Origin of the sequence: Clavibacter sepedonicus, from assembly GCF_000069225.1 — a bacterium.
GTDB lineage: Bacteria > Actinomycetota > Actinomycetes > Actinomycetales > Microbacteriaceae > Clavibacter > Clavibacter sepedonicus.
In genome coordinates, this window is sequence record NC_010407.1 from 2451068 (window position 1) to 2477912 (window position 26845).

Genomic DNA, 26845 nt, shown 5'->3' on the forward strand with positions numbered 1-26845 from the left:
GATCCCCCGCTCGCTACGGTGGCTCCAGGCCTCCGCACCGGGTCGCATCCCCCACGAGAGAGACCGCCGTGCTCATCACCCTCACCTCGACGGCGCCGTCGGCGTCCGACCTCAGCCACCTGCTCCGCAAGCACCCGGCGAAGGCGCAGGCCTTCGACCTCGCCGTCGGCACCGCGCACGTCCTCTACCCGGAGGCGACCGACGACCGGTGCACGGTCGCGCTGCTGCTGGAGGTGGATCCGATCGCGCTCGTCCGCGACAAGCGGTTCCGGAGCGCGGGCGCAGCGAGCATCACCCACTACGTGAACGACCGGCCGTACGCGTCATCGTCGATGCTCGCGGTCGCGCTCGGGCAGGTCTTCCGCACGGCGATGGGCGGCCGCAGCGACAGCTTCCCCGAGCTCGCGGCGGGCGCCCTCCCGCTGACGGTCACCGTCGCCGCGCTGCCTGCGCGCGGCGGCGCCGACCTCGTGTGCGACCTGTTCGCGCCGCTCGGCTGGCGGGTGGAGGCGACGCCCGTGCCGCTGGATCCCGCGTTCCCCGGCTGGGGCGACTCCCGCTACGTCGACCTCGTGCTCACCGGCGAGGTCCGCCTGGCCGACGCCCTCCGCCACCTCTACGTGCTGCTGCCCGTGCTCGACGACGGCAAGCACTACTGGGTGTCCGACGACGAGGTGGGCAAGCTCCTCCGCGCCGGCGAGGGCTGGCTGGCGGAGCACCCATCGCGCGACCTCATCACGCGCCGGTACCTGGCGCACCAGCGCGACCTCGTGGGCGCGGCGGACGGCCGACTCGACGCGGGGCCCGACGCGCTCGCGGATGCGACCGCCCCCGTGGATGCCGCCGCCCCCGCGCCGCGCTCCCCCTCGCTCGCCCGCCTGCGGGCCGAGACGGTGCACGCGGTCCTCACCGAGGTCGGGGCGCGCACGGTCGCCGACGTCGGCTGCGGATCCGGGGCGCTGCTCGCGCACCTGGTGGCGGACCCGGCGTTCACGCGCATCATCGGCACCGACGTCTCCATCTCCGACCTGGAGGCCGCCGCCCGTCGCCTCGGCCTGCGCGACGCGAGCGACCGGGCGCGCGAGCGGATCCAGCTCCTCCCGTCGTCCGCGACCTACGAGGACCCCCGCATCGCCGGCCTCGACGCGATCGTGCTGATGGAGGTGATCGAGCACGTGGACCCCGACCGGCACGGTGCCCTCGAGGCGAGCGTGTTCGGATCCGCGTCCCCCGCCGCCGTCGTCGTCACGACCCCGAACGCCGAGCACAACGCGCTCTACCCGGGCCTCGCCGCGGGCGCCCTCCGCCACCCCGACCACCGGTTCGAGTGGACCCGCGCCGAGTTCGCCGCGTGGGCGGAGCGCGTGGCCGGCCGCTACGGCTACCGCGTCGAGATCCGGCCCGTCGGCGACGCGGATCCCGTCCACGGCTCCCCTACCCAGCTCGCCCTGTTCCGGAAGGCCACGCGATGACCGACGCCCCCGCCACCGCCGCGCTGCCCATCCCGCGCATGTCGCTCGTGCTGCTCGTCGGCGCGAGCGGATCCGGCAAGTCCACCTTCGCCCGCACCCACTTCGGCCCGTACGAGGTGCTGTCGAGCGACGTCTTCCGCGGCCTCGTCTCGAACGACGAGAACGACCAGAGCGCGACGGCCGCCGCCTTCGAGGCGCTGCGGCACGTCGCCGCGCACCGCCTCCGCCGGGGGCTGATGACCGTGATCGACGCGACGAACGTGCAGGCCGAGTCGCGCCGGTCCCTCGTGCAGCTCGCCCGGGACCACGACGTGCTGCCCGTCGCGATCGTGCTCGACGTGCCGGTCGGCGTGTGCGTGGAGCGGAACGCCGCCCGCACGGACCGCACGTTCGGCGCCTCCGTCGTGAAGCGGCAGCACGACCAGCTGCAGCGGTCGCTCAAGGGCCTCGGCCGCGAGGGCTTCCGCAAGGTGCACGTGCTCCGCGGCGTGGACGAGATCGCGTCCGCGCGCTTCACGGTCGAGCCGCTCCTCAACGACCTCCGGCACGAGCGCGGCCCCTTCGACGCGATCGGCGACGTGCACGGCTGCCGCGCGGAGCTCGAGACGCTGCTCGGAGAGCTGGGCTACGAGATCCAGCGCGACGAGCGGGGTCGGCCCGTCGACGCCGCGCACCCCGAGGGACGCCGTGTCGTGTTCCTCGGCGATCTCGTCGACCGCGGACCCGACACCCCGGGGGTGCTCCGCCTCGCGATGGGCATGGTGCGCGCCGGCCACGCCTTCGCGGTGCCCGGCAACCACGAGGACAAGCTCGTGAAGGCGCTGCAGGGGAAGAAGGTGCGGGTCGCGTACGGCCTCGCCGAGTCGCTCGCCCAGCTCGCCGAGGAGGACGAGGCGTTCCGCGTCGACGTCGAGCGGTTCTGCCGCGAGCTCGTCTCCCACCTCGTGCTCGACGGCGGGGACCTCGTGGTCGCGCACGCCGGCCTCATCGAGGCGTACCAGGGCCGCGCGTCCGGACGCGTGCGCGCGTTCGCGCTCTGGGGCGACGCCACGATCGGCGAGACCGACGAGCACGGCCTGCCCGTGCGCCGCGACTGGGCGCTCGACTACCGCGGATCCGCGACGGTCCTCTACGGGCACGTCGCCGGGGTCGGCACCGAGTGGGTCAACGGCACCATGTGCCTCGACACCGGATGCGTCTTCGGCGGCGAGCTCACCGCCCTCCGCTGGCCCGAGCGGGAGGTCGTCGCCGTGCCCGCCGAGCGCGTCTGGTCGGAGCCGACCGTGCCGCTCGGACGCCGGTACGCGTCGTCAGCTGCCGCCGGATCCGCTGCCGCCGACGACGTGCGCGACCCGGGGCTGCTGCGGATCGACGACGTGCTCGGCAAGCAGGTGGTCGAGACGCGCGCGTTCGGCCGGGTCGGGATCCGCGAGGACGCCGCCGCCGGCGCCCTCGAGACCATGAGCCGCTTCGCCGTCGACCCGCGGCACCTCCTCTACCTGCCGCCCACGATGAGCCCGCCCGCGACCTCGTCCCGCGACGACGTGCTCGAGCACCCGGCCGAGGCCTTCGAGGCGTACCGGCGCGACGGGCTCGAGCGCGTGATCTGCGAGGAGAAGCACATGGGATCCCGCGCGGTCGTGCTCCTCACCCGCGACCCCGCCCGCTTCGACGCGCCCGCCGGCTGGCGCGGCGTCGTGCACACGCGCACCGGCCGTCCGTTCTTCGACGCCGCCGACACGGACGCCCTGCTCGCCCGGCTCGACGCCGCCGTGGAGACGGCCGGCCTCTGGGCGGAGCTCGACACGTCGTGGCTGCTCCTCGACGCCGAGCTGCTGCCGTGGTCGATGAAGGCGGGGCCGCTGATCCGCGACCAGTACGCGTCCGTCGGCGCCGCCGCCACCGCCGCGCTGCCCGCCGCGGTGCGCGTGCTGGAGCAGGCCGCCGCGTCGGGCATCGACGTCGCCGACCTCCTCGACCGCACGCGCGCCCGGGCCGCCGACGCGGAGGGCTACGTCGCCGCGTACCGCCGGCACGCCGCGCCCTACGACGGCCTCGACGACGTGCGCCTCGCGCCGTTCCAGCTCCTCGCCACCGAGGGCGCGACCCACCTCGCACGCGAGCACTCCTGGCATCTCGCGCTGGCCGGGCGCCTGGCGGACGCGGATCCGGGCCTCGTCGTGCCCACGCGCTCCCTCGAGGTCGACCTCGCCTCGCCGGAGTCCGAGGAGGCCGCCACGCGCTGGTGGCAGGAGCTGACGGACGCGGGCGGCGAGGGCATGGTCGTGAAGCCCCTCGCGGGTCTCGTCCGCGGGCGGAAGGCGCTCGCCCAGCCGGGCATCAAGGTGCGCGGCCGCGAGTACCTGCGGATCGTCTACGGCCCCGACTACACGGAGCCCGCGAACCTCCGCCGCCTGCGCGACCGCGACGTCGGCCACAAGCGGTCGATGGCCCTCCGCGAGTACGCGCTCGGCGTCGAGGCGGTCGAGCGCTTCGTCGCGGGCGAGCCGACGTGGCGCGTGCACCAGGCGGTCTTCGGCGTGCTCGCGATGGAGTCCGAGCCGGTGGATCCGCGGCTGTGACGCCCGGAGCGTGTGCACGCTCCGGCGTCGCGCGGGCCGCCCGCCGCTAGCCTCGCCGGATGCCCACCCGCCCCGCCGCCCGATCCCGCGCGGTGGGCGCGGTCAGTCGCGCGGGGCACCTGCTCACGTCGCTCGCCATGGGGATCCTGCTGGCCTTCCTGATGCTGGGCGTGGCGCTCGACGGGTCCCTCCGGGGCCCCGACGAACGCGACTGAGGATCACGCCCCGCCGCGGTTCCCCTCCAGCGTGAAGGTGAAGACGTCCTCGTCGAAGGCGCTGTAGCCGGCGTAGTCGAGGAGCTCGTAGAGGCGCGCGCGGGTCTGCATCTCGGGCACCTTCGACGCGAGCGTGCCCTCCTCGAGGATCGCGTCGAGGCCGCGCTCGGCGGCGCCCATCGCGAGCCGCAGCAGCGAGACGGGGTAGATGACGATGTTCACGCCGACGTCCGCGAGCTGCTGCGTCGTGAACAGCTCGCTCTTCCCGAACTCGGTCATGTTGGCGAGGATCGGCACGTCGACCGCGGCGCGCACGCCAGCGAACTCGGCGAGGTCGGCCATCGCCTCGGGGAAGATCGCGTCGGCTCCGGCGTCCACGAGCGCGCGAGCACGGTCGACCGCGGCGGCCATGCCGTCGACGCCGCGCACGTCGGTGCGGGCCATGACCAGCAGGTCGGGGTCGCGGCGGGCGTCGACGGCCGCGCGGATCCGCTTCAGCGCCGTCGACTCGTCCACCACCTGCTTGCCGTCGAGGTGGCCGCAGCGCTTGGGGTTCACCTGGTCCTCGATGTGGAGGCCCGCGACGCCCGCGTCCTCGAGCATCTGCACCGTGCGCGCGACGTTCATCGGCTCGCCGAAGCCCGTGTCCGCGTCCACGAGGCAGGGCAGGTCGGTGACGCGCGCGATCTGCTGCGAGCGCCCGGCCACCTCGGTGAGCGTGGTGAGGCCGATGTCGGGCAGGCCGAGATCCGCGGAGAGCACGGCGCCGGAGATGTAGACGCCGTCCATGCCCTTGTCCTGGATGAGGCGGGCCGACAGCGGGTTGAACGCGCCGGGCAGGCGGAGCAGCTCGCCCGTCGCGAGCCGCTCGCGGAACGCGCGGCGCTTGGCCGCGGAGGTGAGGGTGGAGTGCAGCACTAGAGGAGTCCCTTCGGGGAGCCGGCGCCGTCGAGCAGCCCGGGTCGCGCGGTGACGGTGAGGCCGGCGAGCTCGTCGGCGGTGAGCTCGGGCAGGCGCTCGACGAGGGCGAGGAAGCGGTCGACCTCGCGATCCTCGAGCACGCCGTCGGCGAGCGTGCGGAGGTTCAGGACGTAGTCTGCGCGCGCGAACGGCCGGGCGCCGAGCGGGTGCGCGTCGGCGACGGCGATCTCGTCGACGATGGTCGAGCCGTCGGTCAGGCGGATCTCCACCCGGCCGCCGAACGCCTTCTCGGCCGGATCCATCGAGTGGTACCGGCGCGTCCACTCCGGGTCCTCGGTCGTGGTGACGCGGCGCCAGAGGTCCACCGTGTCGGCGCGGCCGGCGCGCTCGGGGGCGTACGAGTCGACGTGGTGCCACGCGCCGTCCTGCAGCGCGACGGTGAAGATGTACGGGATCGAGTGGTCGAGCGTCTCGCGGCTGGCGCGCGGGTCGTACTTCTGCGGGTCGTTCGCACCGGATCCGATCACCACGTGCGTGTGGTGCGACGAGTGGATGAGCACGCTGTCGATCGCGTCGGCATCCGCGAGCACCGGGTGGGTGTTGTGCAGGCGGCGGGCCAGGTCGATCCACGCCTGCGCCTGGTACTCGGCCGAGTGCTCCTTCGTGTAGGTGTCGAGGATCGCCCGCTTGGCCTCGCCGGGCGCGGGCAGCGGCACGTCGTAGGAGGCGTCTGGCCCGTCGAGGAGCCACGCGATGACGCCGTCCTCGCCCTCGTAGATGGGGGTCGGGCTGGTCTGGCCGCGCATCGCCCGGTCGATCGCCTCGACGGCCATCTTCCCGGCGAACGCGGGCGCGTGCGCCTTCCACGTGCTGATCGCGCCCTTGCGCGACTGCCGCGTGGCCGTGGTGGTGTGCAGGGCCTGGCCGATGGCCTGGAAGACCGTCTCCTGATCGAGGCCGAGGAGCGTGCCGATGCCGGCCGCGGCCGACGGGCCGAGGTGCGCGACGTGGTCGATCTTGTGCGCGTGCAGGCTGATGGCCTTCACGAGGTCGACCTGGATCTCGTAGCCGGTCGCGATGCCGCGGACCACGTCGGCGCCCGTGAGCGCGCGGCCGTCGGGCCGGCCGGCCGCGGCGGCGTGCTGCGCGGCGGCGAGGATCGGCGGGATGTTGTCGCCCGGGTGCGAGTACTCCGCGGCGAGGAACGTGTCGTGGTAGTCGAGCTCGCGCACGGCCACGCCGTTCGCCCAGGCCGCCCACTCGGCGCTGACGCGGGTGGCGGGATCCGCGCCCACGACGGTCGCGCCCGCGCCGCCCGTCGACGGCCCGTGCGCGAGGGCCTGCGCGCGCGCCGCGCCGACGGGCGCGCGCGTGAGCGAGGCGGTCGCGACCGCGGCGTTGTCGATGATGCGGTTGACGATCATCTCGGCGACCTCGGCGTCGACCTCGACCGGATCGGCGGCGACGGCGGCGATGCGCCCCGCCAGCTGCTCCCCGGGAGGCAGGGCCTCGTCGCTGCGGTGGACGCGGACGCGGTGGATCTGCATGCTCTTCCTCACGGTCGGGGCACCGGCGCGGAGGGCTCGGGGCCCCGTCCGCGCGGCACCGGTCCAGCGTATCCACCGGCGGCCCCGTCCTACGCTGGAGCGTGCTCACCGTCGCCCCGGAGTCCCCCCGCCAGCACGACGTGCTGCCGCTCCTGCGGCAGGCCGACGAGTTCGCGCTCGCCCTCTACCCGGCCGAGAACTACCACGCGCTCGACGTCGCTGCGCTCGAGCGGCCGGGCGTGACGTTCCTCGTCGCGCGCGTCGACGGTCGCGCGCTCGGCACAGCGGCGGTCGTCGACGGCGGTGACGGATCCGCGGAGCTGAAGCGCGTGTTCGTCACGGATGCGGCGCGGGGCCTCGGCGTCGGGCGCGCGCTGCTGGTCGCCACAGAGGGCCGGGCGCGCGAGCTCGGCGCCGACGTCATGCGGCTCGAGACCGGCCTGCCGCAGACCGCCGCCATCGCCCTCTACGAGCGCGCGGGCTACCGGCACGTGCCGCGCTTCGGGCCGTACGTGGAGGATCCGACGAGCGTCTGCATGGAGCGCGACCTGCGGGTGGATCCCGGCCCGGTGCCCCGCTGGATCCTCCGCCCCGCCCTCGCCGACGACGCGACCTGGATGGCCGAGCTCCGCGCCGTCGTCCTCCGGCCCGACCTCGAGCGGCTCGGGAGGTTCGATCCGGTGCGGGTCCGCCGCCGCTTCCTCGACGGCTGGGCGCCCGAGCGCACATCCGTGATCCGCGTCGACGGCCGCGACGTCGGCCTCATCGCCTGCCGCGACGAACCCGACGCGCACTGGGTCGAGCACTTCTACCTGGATCCCGCGCTGCAGGGCCAGGGCATCGGCGGCGAGGTGCTGCGCGATCTCATGGCGCGGCACGACGACGGCCGCCCGTTCCGGCTGGACGTGCTCCAGGGCAGCGCCGCGCGGCGCCTCTACGAGCGGGCGGGGTTCCGGGTCGAGCGGGAGGATGCCGTGGACGTGTGGCTGGTGGCGCTGCGCCGCGCCGCGGGCGGCTCGGACGACATCGCCGCCTGCTGACGTGGATCCGTCCGCCGCCCGCCGCTCGCCTAAGGTGGGCGCCATGCGTGAGACGACACCCGCCGGACGGCCGCGCCTGTCACGTGAGGACGCCTCGAGCCGCATCACGGCGTTCGTCTACGGCAACATCGTGACCCTCGCCACGATCGCCCCCATGACCACGGATGCCGCCGAGAGCGGGCGGGGCCTCTGGTACGTGCTCGCCACGGCGTCGTCGACCTTCCTCGCGCACACCTTCGCCGAGTCGGTCGGCCGGCGTGCGCGGAGCGACCACCGGCTGACCGCGGAGACGATCCGGGCCGAGCTGCGCGACTCCCTCCCTGTGCTGACGTCGGCCCTCGTCCCTGCGGCCGTCCTCGCGTACGCCGCGCTGACCGACGTGCCGGGCCTCACCGCCGAGATCATCGCCATCGCGTACCTCGTGATCCGCCTCGCCCTCCTCGGTCCCGTGGTCGCGCGCCTGCGCGGGGAGCGACCCTCGCTGCGGACCTTCGCGGCCGGCGTCGTCCTCGCCGCCGTCGGCATCGGCATCGCCCTGGTGAAGGCCGGCCCGGGCTTCTGATCCCGATCGCCGTCCGTCCGTCGGGTCGCGACCCTCGTGCCCGTGCAGTCCGTCCGGTGGGATGCGGTACGGGACGTCGCCCCGGTCGCCGCTCCCCTGTCTGCACGCCCTTCGAACGGGTGCCCGGCGGGGATCCTCATCGGACGGTCGCCCGCTGGCTCCGATCGGCGGAGCAGGGCGGCAGTCGACGACCCTGACGCGCGCGCCACCGTCCGCGAGCACTGGACGTGGCTCCGCGTCTCGGGAGATCCGGGCGCCGAGGTCGACGTCGGGCCCGACGCCCATGACGGTGCACGGGTGCACGCGATCGGCGCCCACAGCCCGCGTCCCGCGTGTTCACGGAATCAGAATATCCCGTTCATGCTCGAGGTCGCGCCGAGCCCCATGCTCCTGGTGCCGAGCTCCCGCGCGACCGCGCGCGCCGGTCTGCGCGACCCCGCGCGCATCCCCCCTCGAGAAGGACGAACGTGACGATCACCCCTGCCCGCCGCGCCCTCCCCGCGCGCATCGGCGCCCTCACCGCGGCCGCCGCCACGGTGGTGCTCTCCGTCGGCATCGGCGCACCCGCCGCGCACGCCGCCGCCGACCCCGCGCTCCAGCCCGCGCCCACCTCGCGCGACCACCTCATCACCGACGTGCCGGGCCTCGTCAACGGCCGCGAGCTCGGCGCGTACGCCGGCGTCGACGGGCGCACGGTCGCCGCGAGCCGGCTGATCCGCACGGAGTCGCTCGACAAGATCACCCCGGCCGGCGCCGCGACGCTGGCGACCGTGCACCACGTCGACCTCGTCATCGACCTGCGCGCGCCGGGCCAGATCCAGGCCAAGCCCGACGTGCCGATCCCCGGCGCGAAGACCGTCGCGATCTCCCTCTTCGGCGCCGACGGCGACTACCCCGACGACACCGTGATGTACCAGGACCTCGTCGACAAGGGCCACGTGGACGCGGCCGACCCCGGCGTCATGATCAGCGCGTACCGCCAGGTGCTGAAGGCCATCGCGTCGCACACGGGCGACGGCACGATCCTCATCCACTGCTCGCACGGCATGGACCGCACGGGCACCGTCGTCGACCTGCTCGACCGGATCCTGGGCGTGGGCAGCTCGGACATCCTCCACGACTACCTGCTCTCCAACACGCAGCTCGGCGTCGACTGGGCCAAGCCCGCGCTCCTCCAGGGCACGTTCGAGGCCGGCATCGCGTCGAAGTACGCCGGGATGGACTCCTACATCCGCACCACGCTCGGCGTGAGCGACACGGAGATCCAGGCGCTGCGCGCGCGGTTCCTCGTCGCGGACGACGCGGCAGCCGCCTCCATCACCGTGGGCGGCGTGACCGTGCCGCTCGGCGACGCGGCCGGATCCGCCGGGGCCGCCGTGCGCGTCGGCCTCCCCGCCATCACGGCCGGCGACGTCCACGTGACCACCGCGGACGGCACCAGCACGTCGTCCGTGTCGGTCGACGGCCGCACCATCACGGTCACGGTCACCGCGGCGGACGGGCGCACGACGCGCACCTATCGGATCACGGCCGGGCTCGCCGAGATCGCGCTGCCGGGTGGATCCACGCCGACCGTGGGCGGCACCGTCGCCTTCCGTGCCGCCGGCCTCACGCCGGGCGCGACGTACCGGGTGATCCTGCACTCCACGCCGACCGACGTCGGATCCGTCACCGCGGCATCCGACGGCACGGCGACGGGCACCGTCACGATCCCCGCGGGCACCGACCCCGGCACGCACACGCTGACGCTCGTCGACGCGCAGGGGCAGGCGGTCTCGGATCCCGCGACCATCACGGTGAGCGCCGCGGCCGTCTCCGCCGTCACGGCGACCGCGACCGGCGCACGCCACGCGGGTCCCGCGGTCGCGACGGGCGGCACGTCCGTCGCCGCCGACCCGTGGCCGGGCCTCGCGCTCGCCGCCCTCGGCTTCGCGGGCCTCGCCGCGATCGCCGCGATCGCCGGCCGCACGGTCGCGCGCCGTCGCGCCGCGCTGCGCCGGCCGTGACGACGGCGGCTCCCCGCTCGACCCGGCGGCCGCTCCTCACCGCCGCCGGCATCGTCGTCGCCTCCGCGGCGGTCGTCGCCGGCGGGCTGCTCGCGGTCGGCGGGTGGCCGGCGCGATCCGACCTCCCGCACGACCTCGCGGGCGCCACGGTGCGGGCCGACGTGCCGGCGCCCGCGGCGAGCGCCGACGGCGCCGGGGACACCTCGGTCGACTCCGGCCTCGGCCGGTTCCGCGCCCCCTCGGTCGGGCTCGACGTGCCGCTCGGCGCGGTCGACGTGGTCGGCGGCGTCGTGGATCCCCCGGGCTTCTCCTCGGCCTACCGCGTGCGCGACCTCGGCGTCTCGCCCGAGGACGCCGCCCAGGGCACGGTCTTCGTCGTCATGCACTCCGTCCGCGGCGGCGGCACGGGCCCCGGCGACCTGCTCATCGACGACCGGGCGGGCAGCGCGAGCGTCGCCCCCGGCGCGGCGATCGAGGTGGCGGGCGTCGAGTACGCCGTCGGATCCAGCCGCGCCGTGCCCAAGGGCCAGCTCCCCGACGACACCGAGGTCTGGGCGGACACCCCGGGCCGGCTCGTCGTGATCACGTGCCTCCAGCGCCCGGACGGCAGCCCGTCGCGCGACGACATGGTGATCGAGGCCACGCGCGCCTGATGCCGGCGGGGAGCCCGACGCCCGACGCGGTCGCGCGCTCCCCGCGTCGATAGCCTCGGGACATGGGGATGGACAGCGCACGGCACGAGGTCGCGCGCGCCTGGCACGCGGCCGTCTCCCCCGACCGGCTGCTGCTCGCCGCGAAGACGGCGCTCGCGGTCGGCATCGCGTGGGCCGTCGCGCCGTTCGTGCCCGGCGTCGCGAACGAGTACCCCTACTACGCGCCGCTCGGCGCGCTCGTGAGCATGTACCCGACGCTCATGGGATCCGCGCGCACCGGCCTCCAGACGCTCCTCGGCCTCGCGGCGGGCATCGTCCTCGCGACCGCCGTGATCCTCACCACCGGCCCCACGTGGTGGTCGATCCCCGTGATCGTCGGCATTGGCGTGATCCTCTCCGGCTCCGGCTGGTTCGGCGCGGGCCGCGAGTACGTGCCGATGGCGGCGCTGTTCGTGCTCATCATCGGCGGGCAGGACGCGGACACGTACTCGCTCGGCTACCTCGTGCAGATGGCCGTCGGCGTGGTGACGGGACTCGTCATCAACGTGCTCATCGCGCCGCAGCTGTCGAGCGGCGCGGCGGGCGCCCGGATCAGCGCGTTCCAGCACGAGGTCGCCGACCGGCTGCGCGACGTGGGCGACGCCGTCGAGGCCGAGTCGCCGCCCGCGCACGCGGACTGGATCCGTGCCAGCGAGGACCTCGCCGGCACCGCCCGGGACGTGCGTGCGGACCTCCGGGAGGCCGACGAGAGCCGCAAGGGCAACCCGCGCGCGCTCGTGGACAAGCGCGACGTGCGCATCGACCACGCCCGGCTCGAAGCGATGGACCAGATCGTGTTCCACGTGCGCGACATCTCGGCGGCGCTCGCGGACACCATCTGGCAGCAGCGCGGATCCATCGGCCTCGACCGCGGGATCGGCGCGCCCATCCGCGACGCCTGCCACGCGGTCGCCGACGTGCTCGACCTCGACGACCCCGACTCCCCCGAGCGCCACCGCGCGATGGGCGAGGCGGCCCGGCAGGTCCGGCTGCTCGTGGAGGCCGTGGACCACCAGTCGCAGGAGCTCGGCCGCGCGATGGGCCCCGGCGTCCTCACGGCGATGCACCTCAAGCGCGTGCTGCACCAGCTCGAGCCGGTCGACGCGGCGGAGTCGCCGGCGCCGTAGCGCGGATCAGCCGGCGGGCGAGGCCGTCGCCGCCGCCGCAGCCGCCGTGCCCGCCTCGCCGCCGACGGGCAGCGCATCCGCCCGCACGTCGAACCGCACGGCGACGATCCCCGCCACGATCAGCACGCCGCCCACCAGCTGCAGCGGCGTCAGCTCCTCGCCGAGCAGCAGCCAGGCCCAGGCGCCGGCCGCCGCGACCTCGAGGAGGCCGGTGAACGACGCGAGGCGGGATCCGAGCATCGCGCCCGCCGTGATCCCGGCGCCGTACGCGAGCGCCGTCGCGACGACGCCGACCACGAGCATCGGCACCCACCACGGCACGACGCTCCCGAGCATCACGACGTCGGCGACGGATCCGGTGAACGGCAGGATCCCGGTCACGCCCACCAGCGCCAGCAGCACGGCCGCCACGAGCAGCCCCGCGGCCGCGAGCGCCACCGGCGGCAGGCCGTCCGCGCCGCGGGCCGCGATGGCGAAGTACCCGGCGCAGCCCACCATCGCGCCGACCGCGAAGAGGAGGCCGACGGGATCCAGCGCGCCGCCGCCCGACGGCGACACCACGAGCGCGAGCCCGCCGGCCGCCGCGACGGATCCGAGGAGCACCGGCACCGCGGGCCGCCGCCGGGACATCGCCCACGCCACCGCGACGAGCAGCAGCGGCGCCATGAACTCGATGAGGATGGCCGTGCCGACGGGGATCCGCTCGATGGCCGCGAAGTACATGACCTGCGCGCCCGCGACGCCCACGAGCGCCATCCCGAGCACCCGCCACCACGCCCGCAGCACGGGCCGCAGGTCGCCGCGCAGCTGCACGAGCGCGACGGGCGCGAGGACCAGCCCGCCAACGAGGGCACGCAGCGCGACGGCGGCGACCGGGCTCCACCCGGCCTCGAGCAGCGGCTTCACGAACGCGCCCGACAACCCGAAGGAGGCGGCGGCGACGACCGCGAGGACGAGTCCGGTGGTCAGGTGGCGTCGTTCCATGGTGCGCTCGTCTCGTCAGGGGCCATACGGCCTACGGTCCTGACGTTAGACTCGTCGCGAACAAGGAGTCAACTTGCTTTTCACCCCTGACACGGAGGACGTGCTGACGTTCGACGCCGTGATGCTCAACACGGCCCCGCGCGCCACCCGCTCGGGCGAGGACCTGCTGGCGACGCCGGAGCAGCTCGCCGACCTGATGACCCGCAGCGGCTTCTCCGGCCGCTTCGACCGCGACGAGCGCGAGCTCCGCGAGGTGCACCGCGCCCGCGCGCGCCTGCGGGAGATCTGGGGCCTCGACCGCGACGCCATGGTGGATCCCGTCAACGAGCTGCTCGCGCGCCACCGCGCGGCACCCCGGCTCGTGCGGCACGACGCCCTCGACTGGCACCTGCACGCGACGCCGGAGGACGCGCCGCTCGCCGACCGGATCCTGGTGGAGGCCGCCATGGCCCTCGTCGACGTCGTGCGCTCCGACGCCACGGACCGTCTCCGCGAGTGCGCCGCCGACGACTGCGAGGGCGTGCTCGTCGACCTCTCCCGCAACGGCTCGAAGCGGTTCTGCAGCGTGCGCTGCGGCAACCGGATGAACATGGTCGCGTTCCGGGAGCGGCGCGCGCAGGATCCGGTCGGCTAGGTGTAGTTCCTCGGGAGGTTGTGAACGCTGGGGCGGATAGCGAAGACCTCCGGGACGATGTGAGTTACCAAGCACACGTCATCACCGGAGGTCTTCGTGACTCACGCTAATGCCCCGTTCACTCCCGTGGGCAGGGTTCGGCTTGCCCGGTTGATCATCGAGGACGGGTGGCCGGTCCGGCGTGCGGCGGAGAGGTTCCAGTGCTCGCCCGCGACCGCGTCGAGATGGGCTCGCCGGTATCGGGCCGGGTTGCCGATGACGGACCGCTCATCCCGCCCGCACCGGCAACCGACCCGCACGAGTCAGCGTCGGGAGCGGCGGATCATCGCGCTGAGATTCACTCGCCGGTGGGGCCCGCACCGCATCAGCTACCACCTGCGTATCCCCCGTTCCACGGTCGAGCGGGTCCTCCGTCGCTACCGGATGCCGTTGCTCACGCACCTGGATTCCGCGACGGGACTCCCCGTCCGACGCTCGCCCGCGCGACGTTACGAGCACTCCTCGCCGGGAGATCTGGTCCACGTCGACATCAAGAAGCTCGGCCGCATCCCGGACGGCGGCGGGCACCGAGTCCTCGGCCGACAGGCCGGCCGGAAGAACAACCCCCGGACCGGGCGGGGATACGCGTTCCTGCACCACGCCGTGGATGACCACTCCCGACTCGCGTACTCCGAGATCCTCACCGACGAGCGCAAGGAGACCGCCGCCGCGTTCTGGGCCCGCGCGAACGCGTTCTTCACCACCGCGGGCATCACCGTGATCCGTGTCCTGACGGACAACGGCTCCTGCTACCGCTCCCACGCCTTCACCGAGGCGCTCGGCACCATCGCCCACACACGCACCCGCCCCTACCGGCCCCAGACCAACGGGAAGGTCGAGCGCTTCAACCGCACCCTCGCCACCGAGTGGGCCTACGCCCACCCCTACCTCACCGACGAGGCCCGCGCCGCGACCTACCCTGCCTGGCTGCATCACTACAACCACCACCGCCCCCACACCGGCATCGGCGGACTCACGCCCGCCGAACGCGTTCACAACCTCACTGGGAACTACAACTAGCCGACCGACGCGTCACCTAGCCTGCAGCGCCGCCTGGTACAGGTCGCGCTTGCCGAGGCCGGTCGCCTCGGCGATGGTGCCCGCAGCGTCCTTGAGGCGCGCGCCGTCGGCGACCAGCTCGAGCACCTGCGTCACGCCGGTCGCGAGGGCGACCTCGAGCGCAGCGGCGCCCTCCGCGACCACGACGATCTCGCCGCGCACGCCCTCGGCGGCCCAGGCGGCGAGCTCGGCGGCGGATCCGCGGCGCACCTCCTCGTACAGCTTCGTGAGCTCGCGGCACACGACGAGCCGGCGATCCGGGCCCCACTCGGCGACGACGTCCTCCAGCGACGCCTGCAGGCGGTTCGGCGACTCGAAGAAGACCATGGTGCGGCGCTCGCGCACGAGCTCGCGGAGCACGCGGCGCCGGTCGCCGCCCTTGCGCGGCAGGAAGCCCTCGAAGGTGAAGCGGTCGGTCGGCAGGCCCGAGACGGCGAGCGCGCTGAGCACGGCGCTCGGCCCGGGGATCACCGTGACGCGCACGCCCGCCGCGGCCGCCGCCTCCACGAGGTGGAAGCCGGGGTCGGAGATCGCGGGCATGCCGGCGTCGGAGAGCACGAGCACGTCGGTCTCGCGCGCCAGCTCGACGAGGTCGGCGGAGCGCTCCTGCTCGTTGTGGTCGTGCAGCGCGATGAGCCGCGGCCGGTTCTCGACGCCGAGCGCCGTCAGCAGGCGGATGGTCGTGCGGGTGTCCTCGGCGGCCACGACCGTGGCGGAGGACAGCGCCTCCACGAGCCGCCGCGACGCGTCGCCCAGGTTGCCGATGGGGGTCGCGCCGAGGATGATCACCGGTCGATCATCCCATCCGGCCGGGTGGGGTCCGGGCCGGCGGTGTCCGGGTCGGGCAGGCCGGATCAGTCCCCGACGTGGGGAGGATCGTCGACCTCGGCGTCGCCCGGGTCGCCCCAGCCGCGGATCCAGTTCACGATCCCCGCGCCGATCGAGACGAGCCCGACCGGCACGCCGAGCAGGACGATGGTGTCGAAGCGCCCGGCGTTGCTGATCTCCCCGAACGCGCCCGTGAGGCCGAGCACCGACACCACGCACAGGACGACGCCGAGGATCACCAGCCCGAGGGTCTCGCTCCCGCGCGACCTGCTCCGCAGGAACACGGTTCAGCGCCCCGCGGGCGCGTCGGCACCCGCGCCCACGTGAGCGGCCACGCCGTGATCCGCGCCGGCGGGTGCGAGGCCGGAGATGCGGCGGGGATCGACGAGGGGCACGGATCCATGCTGGCACGGCGGACGCGGGCGGCGAGGTCCCTGCCGCTGCAGGCCAGCCCGTCCCCGAGGGATCATCTGCTCCATCGCGGCGCGATTTGACTCCTCCACCCGCCGCCCCGTACGGTCGTTGAACGTTCAACGCAATAGTGCGGAGTGCCGAGGGCACGTCGGGGCCACCGATCGCACGGCGGTCCGGCCGGCTCATCAGCGGCATCCCGGCACGCTCTCGAGCAGCGCGGCCGTTCGTCCGGCATCCGATCGCGGATGAGCGGGAGGGCTCGCCGCCTCGCTCGCCGCCTCGCTCGCGGACGGCGCCCGTGGGCATGAGCCCCTCGAGATCGCGGAGCCCTCGCTCCGGCGAGATCGCCCGATCGCGCATCGCCCGGATCCCCGCGCCGATCACGCCGGCCGGCCACGCGCTCCGGCCCCTCGCGCCGCACGACACCGACTCCCGCTACATCCACCACCATCACCGAAAACGAGGAGAACCCCGCATGCGCACGCTGCTCCACCCCGCCCGCACGTCGCCCGCCCTCCAGGACGCCGCCCTGCTCATCGCCCGCGTCGCGATCGGCTTCATCCTCATGGCGCACGGCCTGCAGAAGTTCCTCGACTACACGCTCGACGGGACCGCCGCCACCTTCACGCAGATGGGCATCCCGGTCCCGGCCGCAGCGGCGGTCTTCGCCGCGACCGTCGAGACCGTCGGCGGAGCGGCGCTGATCATCGGCCTCCTCACGCCGGTGGTCGCTGCGCTCAACGTCCTCAACCTGCTCGGCGCCTTCGTCATCGTGCACGCCGACAAGGGCGTCTTCGTCGACGGCGGCGGCTACGAGCTGGTGCTCGCCCTGATCGCCGGCCTGGTCGTCGTCGGCCTTCTCGGAGCGGGCCGCTTCAGCGTCGACGGGCTCCTCAGCCGCCGCACTCGCACCGCCTGAGCGATCCTCCTCGACCGGAGCCCTCGGCGCCCCGCCCGCGGCGAGCCCGGCGAGCGTCGAGCCGGCCGGCGGACCACAGCGCCCCCGCATCCTGCGTACGCTCGTGACAGCGGCCCCGCGGGCCGACGCTGCCCGGATCGGGCACGACGCACCACCACCACACCCGAGGAGCACCAGTGGACGACGCCATCGAGACGAACGCGATCCCCGAGCCGGAGCCCACGGAGATCACGTACGACGAGGAGCGCTTCCCGGCCCGGCCCGCCCGCCTCCGTGCACGTCCGCAGCTGCGCGCCAGCGGGATCCGCCGCTCGTCGAACGACCCGCGCGCCGCCGACGCGTCGAACCCGTCCTACGTGGAGTGGCTCCGCCGCCAGTCGATGCTCGGCGACGCCGACGTGCTGAGCCGTGGCCTCTCCGGCTCGCCCAGCATGTGGTCGAACCCGTACGCCCGGCCCGATGCGCGCCGCGCCATCGACACCGCGTCCGTGCGGTTCACCGCCTACCCGATCTCGCTCATCACCAAGGAGGGCGAGTCGTACCTCGGCGCGCTCGGCGACCCGCAGCTGTGGGAGATCTTCCAGTCCGTCGGCATCGAGGCCGTGCACACCGGGCCCGTGAAGCTCGCCGGCGGCATCACCGAGTGGTCGCAGACCGCGAGCGTCGACGGCCACTTCGACCGCATCAGCACCCAGATCGACGCCGCGTTCGGCACGGAGGACGAGTTCCGCCGCCTCACCGAGGTCGCCGACCAGCACGGCGGCAGCGTCATCGACGACATCGTGCCCGGCCACACCGGCAAGGGCGCCGACTTCCGCCTCGCGGAGATGGGCTACAAGGACTTCCCCGGGATCTACCACATGGTCGAGATCCCCGAGGAGGACTGGGGCCTCCTGCCCGACGTGCTGCCGGGCCGCGACGCCGTGAACCTCGACGTGGCCGCCGAGCAGGCGCTCGCCGACCAGGGCTACATCATCGGCCGCCTGCAGCGCGTGATCTTCTACGCGCCGGGCGTCAAGGAGACCAACTGGAGCGCCACGGCGCCCGTGCTGGGCGTCGACGGCCGCACGCGCCGCTGGGTGTACCTGCACTACTTCAAGCAGGGCCAGCCCTCCATCAACTGGCTGGACCCCACCTTCGCGGGCATGCGCATGGTCATCGGCGACGCGCTGCACTCGCTCGGCGACCTCGGTGCCAGCGCGCTGCGCCTCGACGCGAACGGCTTCCTCGGCGTGGAGAAGAGCGTCGAGGGACCGGCGTGGTCCGAGGGCCACCCGCTCTCCGAGGCCGCGAACCACCTCATCGCGAGCATGGTGCGCAAGGTCGGCGGGTTCTCCTTCCAGGAGCTGAACCTGACGATGGAGGACATCCGCGACACCGGCCGCGTCGGCGCCGACCTCTCGTACGACTTCATCAACCGGCCCGCGTACCAGCACGCGCTCGCGACCGGCGACACCGAGTTCCTGCGCCTCACGCTCCGCACCTCGCTCGAGGTCGGCGTCGAGCCCGTCACCCTCGTGCACGCGCTCCAGAACCACGACGAGCTCACCTACGAGCTCGTGCACTGGGCGACCGAGCACTGCGCCGACGTGTTCCCGTTCCGCGGCGAGGAGGTGACCGGCGCGGACCTCGCCGTCGCGATCCGCGGCGACCTCCTCGAGGAGCTCACGGGCGAGAGCGCCGACTACAACCACGTGTTCACGACGAACGGCATCGCCTGCACCACGGCGTCCGTCATCGCGGCCGCGCAGGGCTTCACCACGCTCGACGCGATCGGGGAGGACGACGTCGCCGGGATCCGCGCCGCGCACCTCCTGCTCGCCAAGTTCAACGCGTGGCAGCCGGGCGTCTTCGCGCTCTCCGCGTGGGACCTGCTCGGCGTCCTGCCGCTGCAGGCGTCCCAGGTGGCCGACCTCATCGAGGGCGGCGACACCCGCTGGGTCCACCGCGGCGGGCACGACCTGCTCGACGCAGCGCCGGAGGCCACCGCATCCGGATCCGGCATGCCGCGCGGCCACTCGCTCTACGGATCGCTGCCCGCGCAGGTCGACGACCCGCAGTCGTTCGTCTCCGGCCTCCGCAGCGTCCTCGAGGTGCGCGAGCGCTTCGACGTGGCGCTCGGCACGCAGGTCGACGTCCCGGACGTCGGCCACCACGGCATGCTCGTGATGGTGCACCGGCTCGACAACGGCGACCCGGAGGCCGACGCGCGCCTGCAGCTGACGGTGCTCAACTTCACGGGCGAGGCGATCCTCGCGACCGTCCGCTCCGAGGAGCTCCCCGCCCGCCGCGTCGTCCGCGACGCCACCACGGGCGAGGAGGTCGGCACGGTCGACGACCTGTCCAGCTTCCCCGTGCAGCTCGAGCCCTACGCGGGCCTGTTCCTCATGCTCGACGAGGAGCAGGAGGCCGAGGAGGCGTAGTCCTCCCGGCCTCCGGGCCCCGGGTGCGCCGACCGGCGGATCAGCACCACGCCTCGAGGGCGACGTCGCGGATCCGCCGGTCGCGGATGTCCGCCCACTCCACGGCGATCCGCGGCGCGGCGATCGGATGCCGCACGAGGTCGGCGACGCGGTTCGTCAGGAGCCGGGGCGTCACGCAGCCGGACGCGAGGATCCCCGTCACGGCGACGTCGGCGCCCCGCGTGCGCTCGAGCCCCGCATGCGTGCGCACCACCCCGGCGTCGAGGGCGCGCAGGTCGTCGAGCGCCGGGATGGCGTCTCCCGCGAACGCGATGCGCGGCGTCCGCGGACGGCTGCCGCCGGTGGAGGGGTCGAGGAGCGGCGCGCGCATCAGGGCCTCCTCCGGCGACGCGGCGGGACGCGGCGATCCCCGGCGCCACCCCCGCCACGGAGGCGCCCGGTCCCGACCGGACGCCCGCCGAGCCGCACGTCGTGCAGGGCGGGCGATCCCCCGCACGGCACGACGACGAGGTCGCCGACCGCCAGGTCGTCGGGGAGCGCGACCGCGGCCGTCCCGGACGTCGGCGTCGCGGCCACGATCCGCACGACCGAGCGGCAGCCGGATCCCCGGCCGAGGACGCGCGCCTCCCCCCAGCGCGCGTCCACGCCGTCGAGGTGCCCGTCGACGCACACGACGCGCTCCCCGTCCGCTCCCGCGAGGACGGCGGTCACCGCCACGACGACGAGCGCGCCGCAGCCGTCCCCGTCGCCGCGGATCCCCATCGCCTCGCCCGAGTGGACGCAGGGGGTGCCGCACACCTCGACGAGCCGCCGCATCGAGACCCCGGCGACCACGCCGTCGTCGAGCGCAGCGGGGAGCGCGGAGGGGACCGCGGCGTCCTCGCCCGATGCCCGCGACGGCGCGACGGCCACGAGGACGCTCATCGCCGCGCCTCCGCCGGACGGGCGGGGACGGGGCGGACGGGGACAGCAGGCACACGGCACGGGAAGGGCGTGCGCCCAGTCCACCTCCGCGCGGATCCCGCCCGCCACCGCGCTCATGACACCCCTACGACGGCGGGCCGGAACCTCACGGCGTCCCGACGACCGGCACGGGCCGCGGAGCGTCCGCGACCTGCGGGGCCAGCGCACGTGCGTGCGATGATGAGCCGTGCCCGACTCGCCCCACCGCCCCACCGAGCACGGCGCTGACGGCACGGCGGCGGACATCGCGGCGGATCCCACGCCCGACCACTCCGACGCCCACGACGCGACCCCGACCCGCGTCGCCCGCCGCGCGGACGAGCGCGCGGTCACCGCCCGCGGATCCCGCCTCGACGACCTCTGGGCGCGCCTCGTCTCCACCCCCGCGCGCCGCCGCGCGTGGCACTGGGGCGGCCCGATCGCCATCACGCTGCTCGCCGCGGTCCTCCGCATCCAGAGCCTCGGCCCCCCCGCCACGCTCGTGTTCGACGAGACCTTCTACGTGAAGGACGCGTGGACCCTCCTCCACCTGGGCTACGAGGGGTCGTGGCCCACGGATCCGAACCCCGACTTCATCGCCGGCCAGACCGACGGCTACCTGCAGGCGCCCGCGTTCGTGGCGCACCCGCCGCTCGGCAAGTGGATCATCGCGCTCGGCCTCGCGGTCTTCGGCGCGGCGGATCCCGTGGGCTGGCGCATCGCGACGGCCGTCGTCGGCACGCTCGCGGTCGTCCTCCTCATGCTCATCGCCCGCCGCCTCACGGGTTCCGCGGTCGTCGCGACGATGGCCGGGTTCCTGTTCGCGATCGACGGCCACGCCATCGTGATGAGCCGCGTCGCGCTCCTCGACACGCACGTCATGTTCTTCGGCCTGCTCGGCTTCGGCGCGATCCTCCTCGACCGCACCTGGCACGAGCGCCGGTTCGAGCGCCTCCTCGCCCTGCGCCGCGACGCCCGGCCCGAGGGCGCGCCCCCGCTGGAGTTCGGCCCGATCGTGCTGTGGCGCCCGTGGCTCATCGCCGCCGGCCTCGCGTTCGGCGCGACCTCCTCCGTGAAGTGGTCCGGCATCTTCTTCCTCGCGGGCTTCGGCCTCTACGTGGTGCTCACCGACATGCTGCTGCGCCGCCGCCACGGGCTCGCCGCCTGGTTCACGGCGGGCGCGGCCGTGCAGGGTCCGGTCTCGTTCCTCCTCCTCGTGCCGGCCGCGATCGCCGCCTTCCTCGCCTCCTACGCGGGGTGGTTCGCCACCTCGAACGGCTACTTCCGCAACTGGGCGGCCGAGGGCGCGAACGCGTGGCAGGGCGGGCTCGCGTGGGTGCCCCTGTCGATCCAGAGCCTCTGGCACTACCTCGCGCAGCAGTACTCGTTCAACGTGGGGCTCGACGTCTCGCACCCGTACCGGGCGGATCCGCGCCTCTGGCTGCTGCTCTACCGGCCGACGCAGTTCTACTACGAGGGCTACGGCTACGGCGAGTCGGGCTGCACGATCGACGCGTGCTCGGCGTCCATCACGTCGATCGCGAACCCCATCATCTGGTGGCTCTCCGTCGCCGCGATGCTCTACCTCGTGTACCGGCTCGCCGCCCGCCGCGAGTGGCGCGTGGGGCTCGTGCTCATGGGCATGGTCGTCGGGTACCTGCCGTGGCTGCTCTACGTCAACCGCACGGTGTTCCAGTTCTACTCGATCGCCTTCGAGCCGTACCTCATCCTGTGCCTCGCGATGGTGCTCGGCATGATCCTGAGCGACCGCGGCGATGCCCGTCCGCGGCGCACGCGCGGCATCGTGATCGTGGCCGCGGTCCTCGTCGTGTGCGCGCTCGTCAGCGCGTTCTTCTACCCGCTCTGGACCGGGCAGCTCGTGCCCACCTGGTTCTGGCGGCTGCACGCGTGGATCCCCTCGGGCTGGATCTGATGCCCGCCACCGCCACCCGTCTGCACCCCGCGCTCCCCGGCCTCGGCGCCGCGGCGGCCGCGGCGCTCGTCGCGTGGGCCGTGCACGCGCTCGTCCCGGCGATCCCGCTGCTCACGATCGCGGTCGCGCTCGGCATCGTCGCGGCGCAGATCCCCGCCGCCCGACCCGCGCTCACCGGTGCGCTCAAGCCCGGCCTCACGCTCGCGTCGAAGCGGCTGATGCGGATCGGCGTGGTGCTCCTCGGCCTGCAGCTCGGCCTCTCCGACATCGTCGGGCTCGGCTGGCGGGCCGTGCTGCTCGTAGTTGCCGTCGTGGTCCTGTCGTTCGCGGGCACCTACGCGATCGCCCGCGCGCTCCGGATGCCCGGCCAGCAGCCGCTCCTCCTCGCCACCGGCTTCTCGATCTGCGGCGCGAGCGCCATCGGCGCCATGGCCGGCGTCACGCGCGCGAAGGCCGCGGACCAGGGCGCGCCCGTCGCGCTCGTCACCCTCTGCGGCACCCTCGCGATCGCCGTGCTGCCGCCGCTCGCCGGCCCGCTCGGCCTCGACGACGTCACCTTCGGGCACTGGGTCGGCGCGGGCGTGCACGACGTCGGGCAGGTCGTCGCGACCGCCCAGATCGCCGGATCCGCCGCCCTCACCATCGCGATCGCCGTGAAGCTCACGCGCGTGCTGCTGCTCGCGCCCGTGGTCGCCGTGGCGGGCGTCGTGATGCGCCGCCGGGACGGTCGGGTCGAGGGCGCCGCGCGTCCGCCGATCGTGCCGCTGTTCGTGCTCGGCTTCCTCGCCGCCGTGCTGGTGCGCACCTTCGTGCCGCTGCCTGTCGGCGTGCTCGACGCAGCCCAGGTCCTTCAGACGGCGCTCCTCGCGATCGCGCTCGTGGCGCTCGGATCCGCGGTGCGCCTCCGCGAGCTCGTGGGCCAGGGCGGATCCGCGCTCGCCGCAGGCCTCCTCTCCTGGGCGCTCATCGCGGGCCTCGCGCTCGCGGCCGTGCGCCTCAGCTGAGCCGCCCCGGCTCGCTGCTCACGCATCGCGGCGGTCCATCGAAGCGCGAGCGACGCGACGACGACGAGGACCACGGGAGCGGGGCCGACGAGGTCCGCTCGCCTTCCACCCGCACGCCGGCGCGAGGCTCAGTCCGGTCGCGTGAACAGGTTGACGAGGTTGCCGTCGGGATCGCGGAACAGCACCGACCGGTTGCCCCACGGCATCGTCGTCGGCTCCAGCACGACGTCCTCCAGCGAGCCGCGGAGCCTGGCGAACTCCTCATCCACGTCGTCGACGAGGAACTCGAGGATGACCGAGCGGTTGCTGGCCGGCTGCGTCGTGGCCTCCCCGAGCGTGGCGACGGTGGCTCGGCTGCCGATCGCGACGGCACCGCCTCCGGTCCTCAGCTCCGCGAACACGGGCGCCGGTCGCACGGCTGCGACACCCAGCACCGCCTCGTAGAAGCACGCGAGCCGGTCGACGTCGTCCGTGATGATCCTGATCGATGTGAAGTCCATGCTGATCCTCTCCGCCGGATCGCGTGACCCGGCGAGACCATGCTCACGGAGCTCGACGACACCGTCGTGTCGGTGTTTACGAGGATCCCTCGCTCGCGTAGACGGGGCGAAGGTCCCCGTGCGGGATCTCGAGGTCCTCCGCGCGGAGCTCGCGTCGTGGCGGACGCTCCCCCGTCGGGTCCGCCGTCACGATGCGGTCCGCGCGGAACGCCCGTACCCCGTCCCGCGTCCGGCACCAGCCGATGAGGTACCAGCTCCGGTCGCGGTGCACGTACCCGAGCGGCTCGACATCCCGCGTCGTCTCGACGTCACGCCGGTCGCGATAGCGGATCCGCAGCACCTCGCGCCTCCGGAGCGCATCCGCGAAGCCGGTCGGGAACGTGTCGGTGCGCCCGTCGTCCAGCAGGTGGATCCGCGTCGCGAGGCCGGTCGTCTCCTCCGCCCTGCGCCCCTCGGTGACGGCGAGGACCTTCTGCAGGGCCGTGGCCGCGGCCGGTGCGAACGGACCCTCACGCAGCATCGCGAGCCCGATCGTCACCGCGAGCCCCTCCTCCACCGTGAACCCCAGGGGAGCCAGTGTGTGCGCCGCATCGATGCAGTACCCGCCCGTCCGTCCGGGCTCCGCCCAGATCGGGACACCTGCCTGCTGCAGCGCCGACAGATCCCGCTCGATCGTCCGCGAGCTCACCTCGAACCGCTCCGCGAGCTGACGCGCGCTCCGAGGACGCGGCGCCACACGACGCAGCTCCTCCACGAGGGCGTACAGGCGATCGGTGCGGGTCACCGCCCCAGCGTAGGCATCGCGTGCGGTGCTGCACGCGGACGCGGACAGGTCCTCCCCCGCCACCCGTCGACCGACCGCGTCATCCCCGCCTCCCCGCATGTCGCCGCATTACGGCCCGGCCGGGGAACCGTCGGGAGCGCGGGCTAGCGTCGGGTCATGGTCGATCGCGAGTACGGGTTCAAGACGAGGGCGATCCACGCGGGCAACATCCCCGACGGCACCACGGGTGCGCGCGCCCTCCCCATCTACCAGTCGAGCGCGTTCGTCTTCGACGACACCTCCGACGCCGCCGCGCGCTTCGCGCTGCAGAAGTACGGCAACGTCTACTCGCGCCTGTCGAACCCGACGGTCGCGTCGTTCGAGGAGCGCGTCGCGAGCCTCGAGGGCGGCCTCGGCGCGGTCGCGACGGCGAGCGGGCTGAGCGCGCAGTACATCACCTTCGCCTCGCTCGCGGGCGCCGGCGACCACATCGTCGCCTCCGCGAACCTCTACGGCGGATCCATCACCCAGCTCGACGTGACCCTCCGCCGCTTCGGCGTGGAGACCACGTTCGTGCAGTCGAGCGACCCGGCCGACTACGCCGCCGCGATCACCGACCGCACCAAGCTCGTCTTCGCCGAGACCGTCGCGAACCCGTCGGGCGAGATCGCCGACATCGAGGGCCTCGCCGCCGTCGCCCACGCGGCCGGCGTGCCGCTCGTCATCGACTCCACCATCGCGACCCCCTACCTCAACCGGCCCATCGAGTGGGGCGCCGACATCGTCATCCACTCGGCCACCAAGTTCCTCGGCGGGCACGGCACGACGCTCGGCGGCGTGGTCGTCGAGTCCGGCCTCTTCGACTGGGAGAGCGCGCGCTTCCCGCTCCTCGACCAGCCCGTCCCGAGCTACGGCGGCCTCAACTGGACCGGCAACTTCGGCGAGTACGCGTTCCTCACCCGCCTCCGCGCCGAGCAGCTCCGCGACATCGGGCCCGCGCTCGCGCCGCACTCCGCGTTCCTGCTCGCGCAGGGCGTCGAGACGCTGCCGTACCGGATGCAGGCGCACATCGACAACGCGCGGGCCGTGGCCGAGTGGCTCGATGCGGATCCGCACATCACGGCCGTCAACTGGGCGGGGCTGCCCGCCCACCCGCACCACGAGCGGGCGCGCAAGTACCTGCCGACGGGCCCCGGATCCGTGTTCACGTTCGAGGTCGCGGGCGGCCGCGCGGTCGGCCAGCGCTTCATCGAGTCCGTCGAGCTCGCGAGCCACCTCGCCAACATCGGCGACGCCAAGACCCTCGTCATCCACCCCGCGTCCACGACGCACGCGCAGCTGAGCGAGGCGCAGCTGGTGGACGCGGGCGTGCTGCCCGGCATCGTCCGCTATCAGCGTCGGCATCGAGGACGTCGCCGACATCATCCACGACCTGGACCAGGCGCTGACCGCCGCCACGGAAGGAGCGAAGTGAGCTTCGACACCGGCGGCGTGCCGCCCGAGAAGACCGGATCCGCTCCCCACCCGGCCGCGGACGCCGCCGACCTCGCACCGCTCGACCCCGCCGAGGAGGCCGCGGACCGCGCGGCCGGCGACGCGGCCGAGGCGCAGGCAGCCGACGCCGACGCATCCGTTCCCGCCGAGCCGGTCGCCGACCCCGACGCCGACGGCACCCAGACCACCCAGCTCCAGAACGGCCTCACCTGCGCGATCCCCCGTTCGAGCCCGCTCGCCGCGCTCCTCCGCTCCGAGCGCACGTGGACGGGCCCGAGCGCGAAGGAGCGCCAGGCGATCCTCCGCCGCGCGAAGAGCGTCGCCATCGTCGGCGCCTCGCCGAACCCGGCCCGCTCCAGCTACTTCGTCGGCACCTACCTCCAGCAGTCGAGCGACTACCGCGTGTACTTCGTGAACCCGAACGCCACCGAGATCCTCGGGCACACGGCGTACCCCGACCTCACGTCGCTGCCCGAGGTGCCCGACATCGTCGACGTGTTCCGGAAGGCCAGCGACATCCCGTCCGTCGTGGACGACGTGGTCGCGATCGGCGCGCCCGTCATCTGGGTGCAGCTCGGCATCTGGAACCAGGAGGCGGCGGTGGACGCCGAGGCCCGCGGCCTCACGGTCGTCATGGACCGCTGCATCAAGGTCGAGCACGCCCGCTTCCACGGCGGCCTGCACCTGCTCGGCTTCGACACGGGCGTCATCAGCTCGCGCAAGGCCGCGGTCTAGCTGTACTGGG

At 74.1% G+C, this 26845-nt stretch carries 24 protein-coding genes and 1 pseudogene; 16 read left to right on the plus strand and 9 right to left on the minus strand.

Going from position 1 to position 26845, the window contains the following annotated elements:
• Positions 1 to 68: 68 nt before the first annotated feature.
• Genes CMS_RS11445 through CMS_RS17340 form a run of 3 tightly spaced genes read left to right on the plus strand, consistent with a single transcriptional unit; the run spans position 69 to position 4269 of the window.
• A complete protein-coding gene (locus tag CMS_RS11445; protein WP_012299603.1) occupies positions 69 to 1472 on the plus strand; it encodes a 3' terminal RNA ribose 2'-O-methyltransferase Hen1 in 1404 nt (467 codons plus the stop codon).
• A complete protein-coding gene (locus CMS_RS11450) occupies positions 1469 to 4054 on the plus strand; it encodes a polynucleotide kinase-phosphatase (RefSeq protein WP_012299604.1) in 2586 nt (861 codons plus the stop codon). Before CMS_RS11445 ends, CMS_RS11450 begins: the two co-directional genes overlap by 4 nt.
• Positions 4055 to 4113: 59 nt before the next feature.
• Positions 4114 to 4269 (plus strand): hypothetical protein, encoded by a 156-nt coding sequence (locus CMS_RS17340; RefSeq protein WP_158309443.1) that lies wholly within the window; start codon positions 4114 to 4116, stop codon positions 4267 to 4269.
• Between the two features lie 3 nt (positions 4270 to 4272).
• On the opposite strand, the gene prpB is transcribed toward CMS_RS17340, so the two are convergent.
• Together prpB and CMS_RS11460 are read right to left on the minus strand one after the other, a co-directional pair.
• Positions 4273 to 5187 (minus strand): methylisocitrate lyase, encoded by a 915-nt coding sequence (gene prpB / locus CMS_RS11455; protein ID WP_012299605.1) that lies wholly within the window; start codon positions 5185 to 5187, stop codon positions 4273 to 4275.
• A complete protein-coding gene (locus tag CMS_RS11460) occupies positions 5187 to 6737 on the minus strand; it encodes an MmgE/PrpD family protein (protein ID WP_012299606.1) in 1551 nt (516 codons plus the stop codon). Before CMS_RS11460 ends, prpB begins: the two co-directional genes overlap by 1 nt.
• A 101-nt stretch (positions 6738 to 6838) precedes the next feature.
• On the opposite strand from CMS_RS11460, the gene CMS_RS18270 reads away from it, so the two are divergent.
• From CMS_RS18270 to CMS_RS11485, 5 genes are all read left to right on the plus strand, one after another.
• Entirely contained in the window at positions 6839 to 7777 is a 939-nt protein-coding gene (locus CMS_RS18270; RefSeq protein WP_012299607.1) for a GNAT family N-acetyltransferase, read from the plus strand.
• 43 nt (positions 7778 to 7820) lie between these two features.
• Complete coding sequence (locus tag CMS_RS11470; RefSeq protein ID WP_041465019.1) at positions 7821 to 8339, plus strand: hypothetical protein; 519 nt, start codon at positions 7821 to 7823, stop codon at positions 8337 to 8339.
• 467 nt (positions 8340 to 8806) lie between these two features.
• Positions 8807 to 10345 (plus strand): tyrosine-protein phosphatase, encoded by a 1539-nt coding sequence (locus tag CMS_RS11475; protein ID WP_012299609.1) that lies wholly within the window; start codon positions 8807 to 8809, stop codon positions 10343 to 10345.
• On the plus strand, positions 10342 to 10998 hold the full coding sequence (locus tag CMS_RS11480) for a sortase family protein (RefSeq protein WP_012299610.1): 657 nt from the start codon (positions 10342 to 10344) through the stop codon (positions 10996 to 10998). Before CMS_RS11475 ends, CMS_RS11480 begins: the two co-directional genes overlap by 4 nt.
• A 62-nt stretch (positions 10999 to 11060) precedes the next feature.
• On the plus strand, positions 11061 to 12164 hold the full coding sequence (locus tag CMS_RS11485) for an FUSC family protein (protein ID WP_012299611.1): 1104 nt from the start codon (positions 11061 to 11063) through the stop codon (positions 12162 to 12164).
• Positions 12165 to 12170: 6 nt separating this feature from the next.
• Here the strand turns inward: CMS_RS11485 and CMS_RS11490 are convergent, their stop codons facing one another.
• Complete coding sequence (locus CMS_RS11490; protein WP_041464652.1) at positions 12171 to 13148, minus strand: EamA family transporter; 978 nt, start codon at positions 13146 to 13148, stop codon at positions 12171 to 12173.
• Between the two features lie 73 nt (positions 13149 to 13221).
• Here CMS_RS11490 and CMS_RS11495 point away from each other — a divergent pair, with 73 nt between their 5' ends.
• Both CMS_RS11495 and CMS_RS11500 read left to right on the plus strand, forming a co-directional pair.
• A complete protein-coding gene (locus CMS_RS11495) occupies positions 13222 to 13782 on the plus strand; it encodes a CGNR zinc finger domain-containing protein (RefSeq protein WP_174270084.1) in 561 nt (186 codons plus the stop codon).
• 96 nt (positions 13783 to 13878) lie between these two features.
• Positions 13879 to 14841, plus strand: a complete 963-nt coding sequence (locus CMS_RS11500; RefSeq protein ID WP_012299614.1) for an IS481 family transposase — start codon at positions 13879 to 13881, stop codon at positions 14839 to 14841.
• Positions 14842 to 14853: 12 nt separating this feature from the next.
• Here CMS_RS11500 and rsmI read toward each other — a convergent pair whose 3' ends face one another.
• Both rsmI and CMS_RS11510 read right to left on the minus strand, forming a co-directional pair.
• Positions 14854 to 15669 (minus strand): 16S rRNA (cytidine(1402)-2'-O)-methyltransferase, encoded by an 816-nt coding sequence (gene rsmI / locus CMS_RS11505; protein ID WP_012299615.1) that lies wholly within the window; start codon positions 15667 to 15669, stop codon positions 14854 to 14856.
• Between the two features lie 65 nt (positions 15670 to 15734).
• On the minus strand, positions 15735 to 15947 hold the full coding sequence (locus tag CMS_RS11510) for a hypothetical protein (RefSeq protein ID WP_223842645.1): 213 nt from the start codon (positions 15945 to 15947) through the stop codon (positions 15735 to 15737).
• 650 nt (positions 15948 to 16597) lie between these two features.
• On the opposite strand from CMS_RS11510, the gene CMS_RS11515 reads away from it, so the two are divergent.
• Together CMS_RS11515 and treS are read left to right on the plus strand one after the other, a co-directional pair.
• Complete coding sequence (locus CMS_RS11515) at positions 16598 to 17041, plus strand: DoxX family protein (protein WP_049791931.1); 444 nt, start codon at positions 16598 to 16600, stop codon at positions 17039 to 17041.
• A gap of 176 nt (positions 17042 to 17217) precedes the next feature.
• A complete protein-coding gene (gene treS / locus CMS_RS11520) occupies positions 17218 to 19464 on the plus strand; it encodes a maltose alpha-D-glucosyltransferase (protein WP_012299618.1) in 2247 nt (748 codons plus the stop codon).
• Between the two features lie 40 nt (positions 19465 to 19504).
• On the opposite strand, the gene CMS_RS11525 is transcribed toward treS, so the two are convergent.
• Complete coding sequence (locus CMS_RS11525) at positions 19505 to 19834, minus strand: hypothetical protein (RefSeq protein WP_012299619.1); 330 nt, start codon at positions 19832 to 19834, stop codon at positions 19505 to 19507.
• Positions 19834 to 20388, minus strand: a complete 555-nt coding sequence (locus CMS_RS11530) for a hypothetical protein (protein WP_012299620.1) — start codon at positions 20386 to 20388, stop codon at positions 19834 to 19836. Before CMS_RS11530 ends, CMS_RS11525 begins: the two co-directional genes overlap by 1 nt.
• Before the next feature lie 226 nt (positions 20389 to 20614).
• On the opposite strand from CMS_RS11530, the gene CMS_RS11535 reads away from it, so the two are divergent.
• Together CMS_RS11535 and CMS_RS11540 are read left to right on the plus strand one after the other, a co-directional pair.
• Positions 20615 to 22339: a dolichyl-phosphate-mannose--protein mannosyltransferase gene (locus CMS_RS11535; RefSeq protein WP_012299621.1), complete on the plus strand. Its 1725-nt coding sequence runs from the start codon at positions 20615 to 20617 to the stop codon at positions 22337 to 22339.
• Positions 22339 to 23343, plus strand: coding sequence for a YeiH family protein (locus CMS_RS11540; protein ID WP_012299622.1), 1005 nt, complete (start codon positions 22339 to 22341; stop codon positions 23341 to 23343). Before CMS_RS11535 ends, CMS_RS11540 begins: the two co-directional genes overlap by 1 nt.
• A 128-nt stretch (positions 23344 to 23471) precedes the next feature.
• Here CMS_RS11540 and CMS_RS11545 read toward each other — a convergent pair whose 3' ends face one another.
• Positions 23472 to 23843 carry a VOC family protein gene (locus CMS_RS11545; RefSeq protein WP_012299623.1) on the minus strand — a complete coding sequence of 124 codons (372 nt, stop codon included), beginning with the start codon at positions 23841 to 23843 and terminating at the stop codon, positions 23472 to 23474.
• 76 nt (positions 23844 to 23919) lie between these two features.
• Positions 23920 to 24627, minus strand: a complete 708-nt coding sequence (locus CMS_RS11550) for a helix-turn-helix transcriptional regulator (protein WP_012299624.1) — start codon at positions 24625 to 24627, stop codon at positions 23920 to 23922.
• 156 nt (positions 24628 to 24783) lie between these two features.
• Between CMS_RS11550 and CMS_RS11555 the strand changes: the two are divergent.
• A pseudogene (locus CMS_RS11555) lies at positions 24784 to 26080 on the plus strand (O-acetylhomoserine aminocarboxypropyltransferase/cysteine synthase family protein).
• A gap of 17 nt (positions 26081 to 26097) precedes the next feature.
• On the plus strand, positions 26098 to 26835 hold the full coding sequence (locus CMS_RS11560) for a CoA-binding protein (RefSeq protein ID WP_223842787.1): 738 nt from the start codon (positions 26098 to 26100) through the stop codon (positions 26833 to 26835).
• The last annotated feature ends 10 nt before the right edge of the window (positions 26836 to 26845 follow it).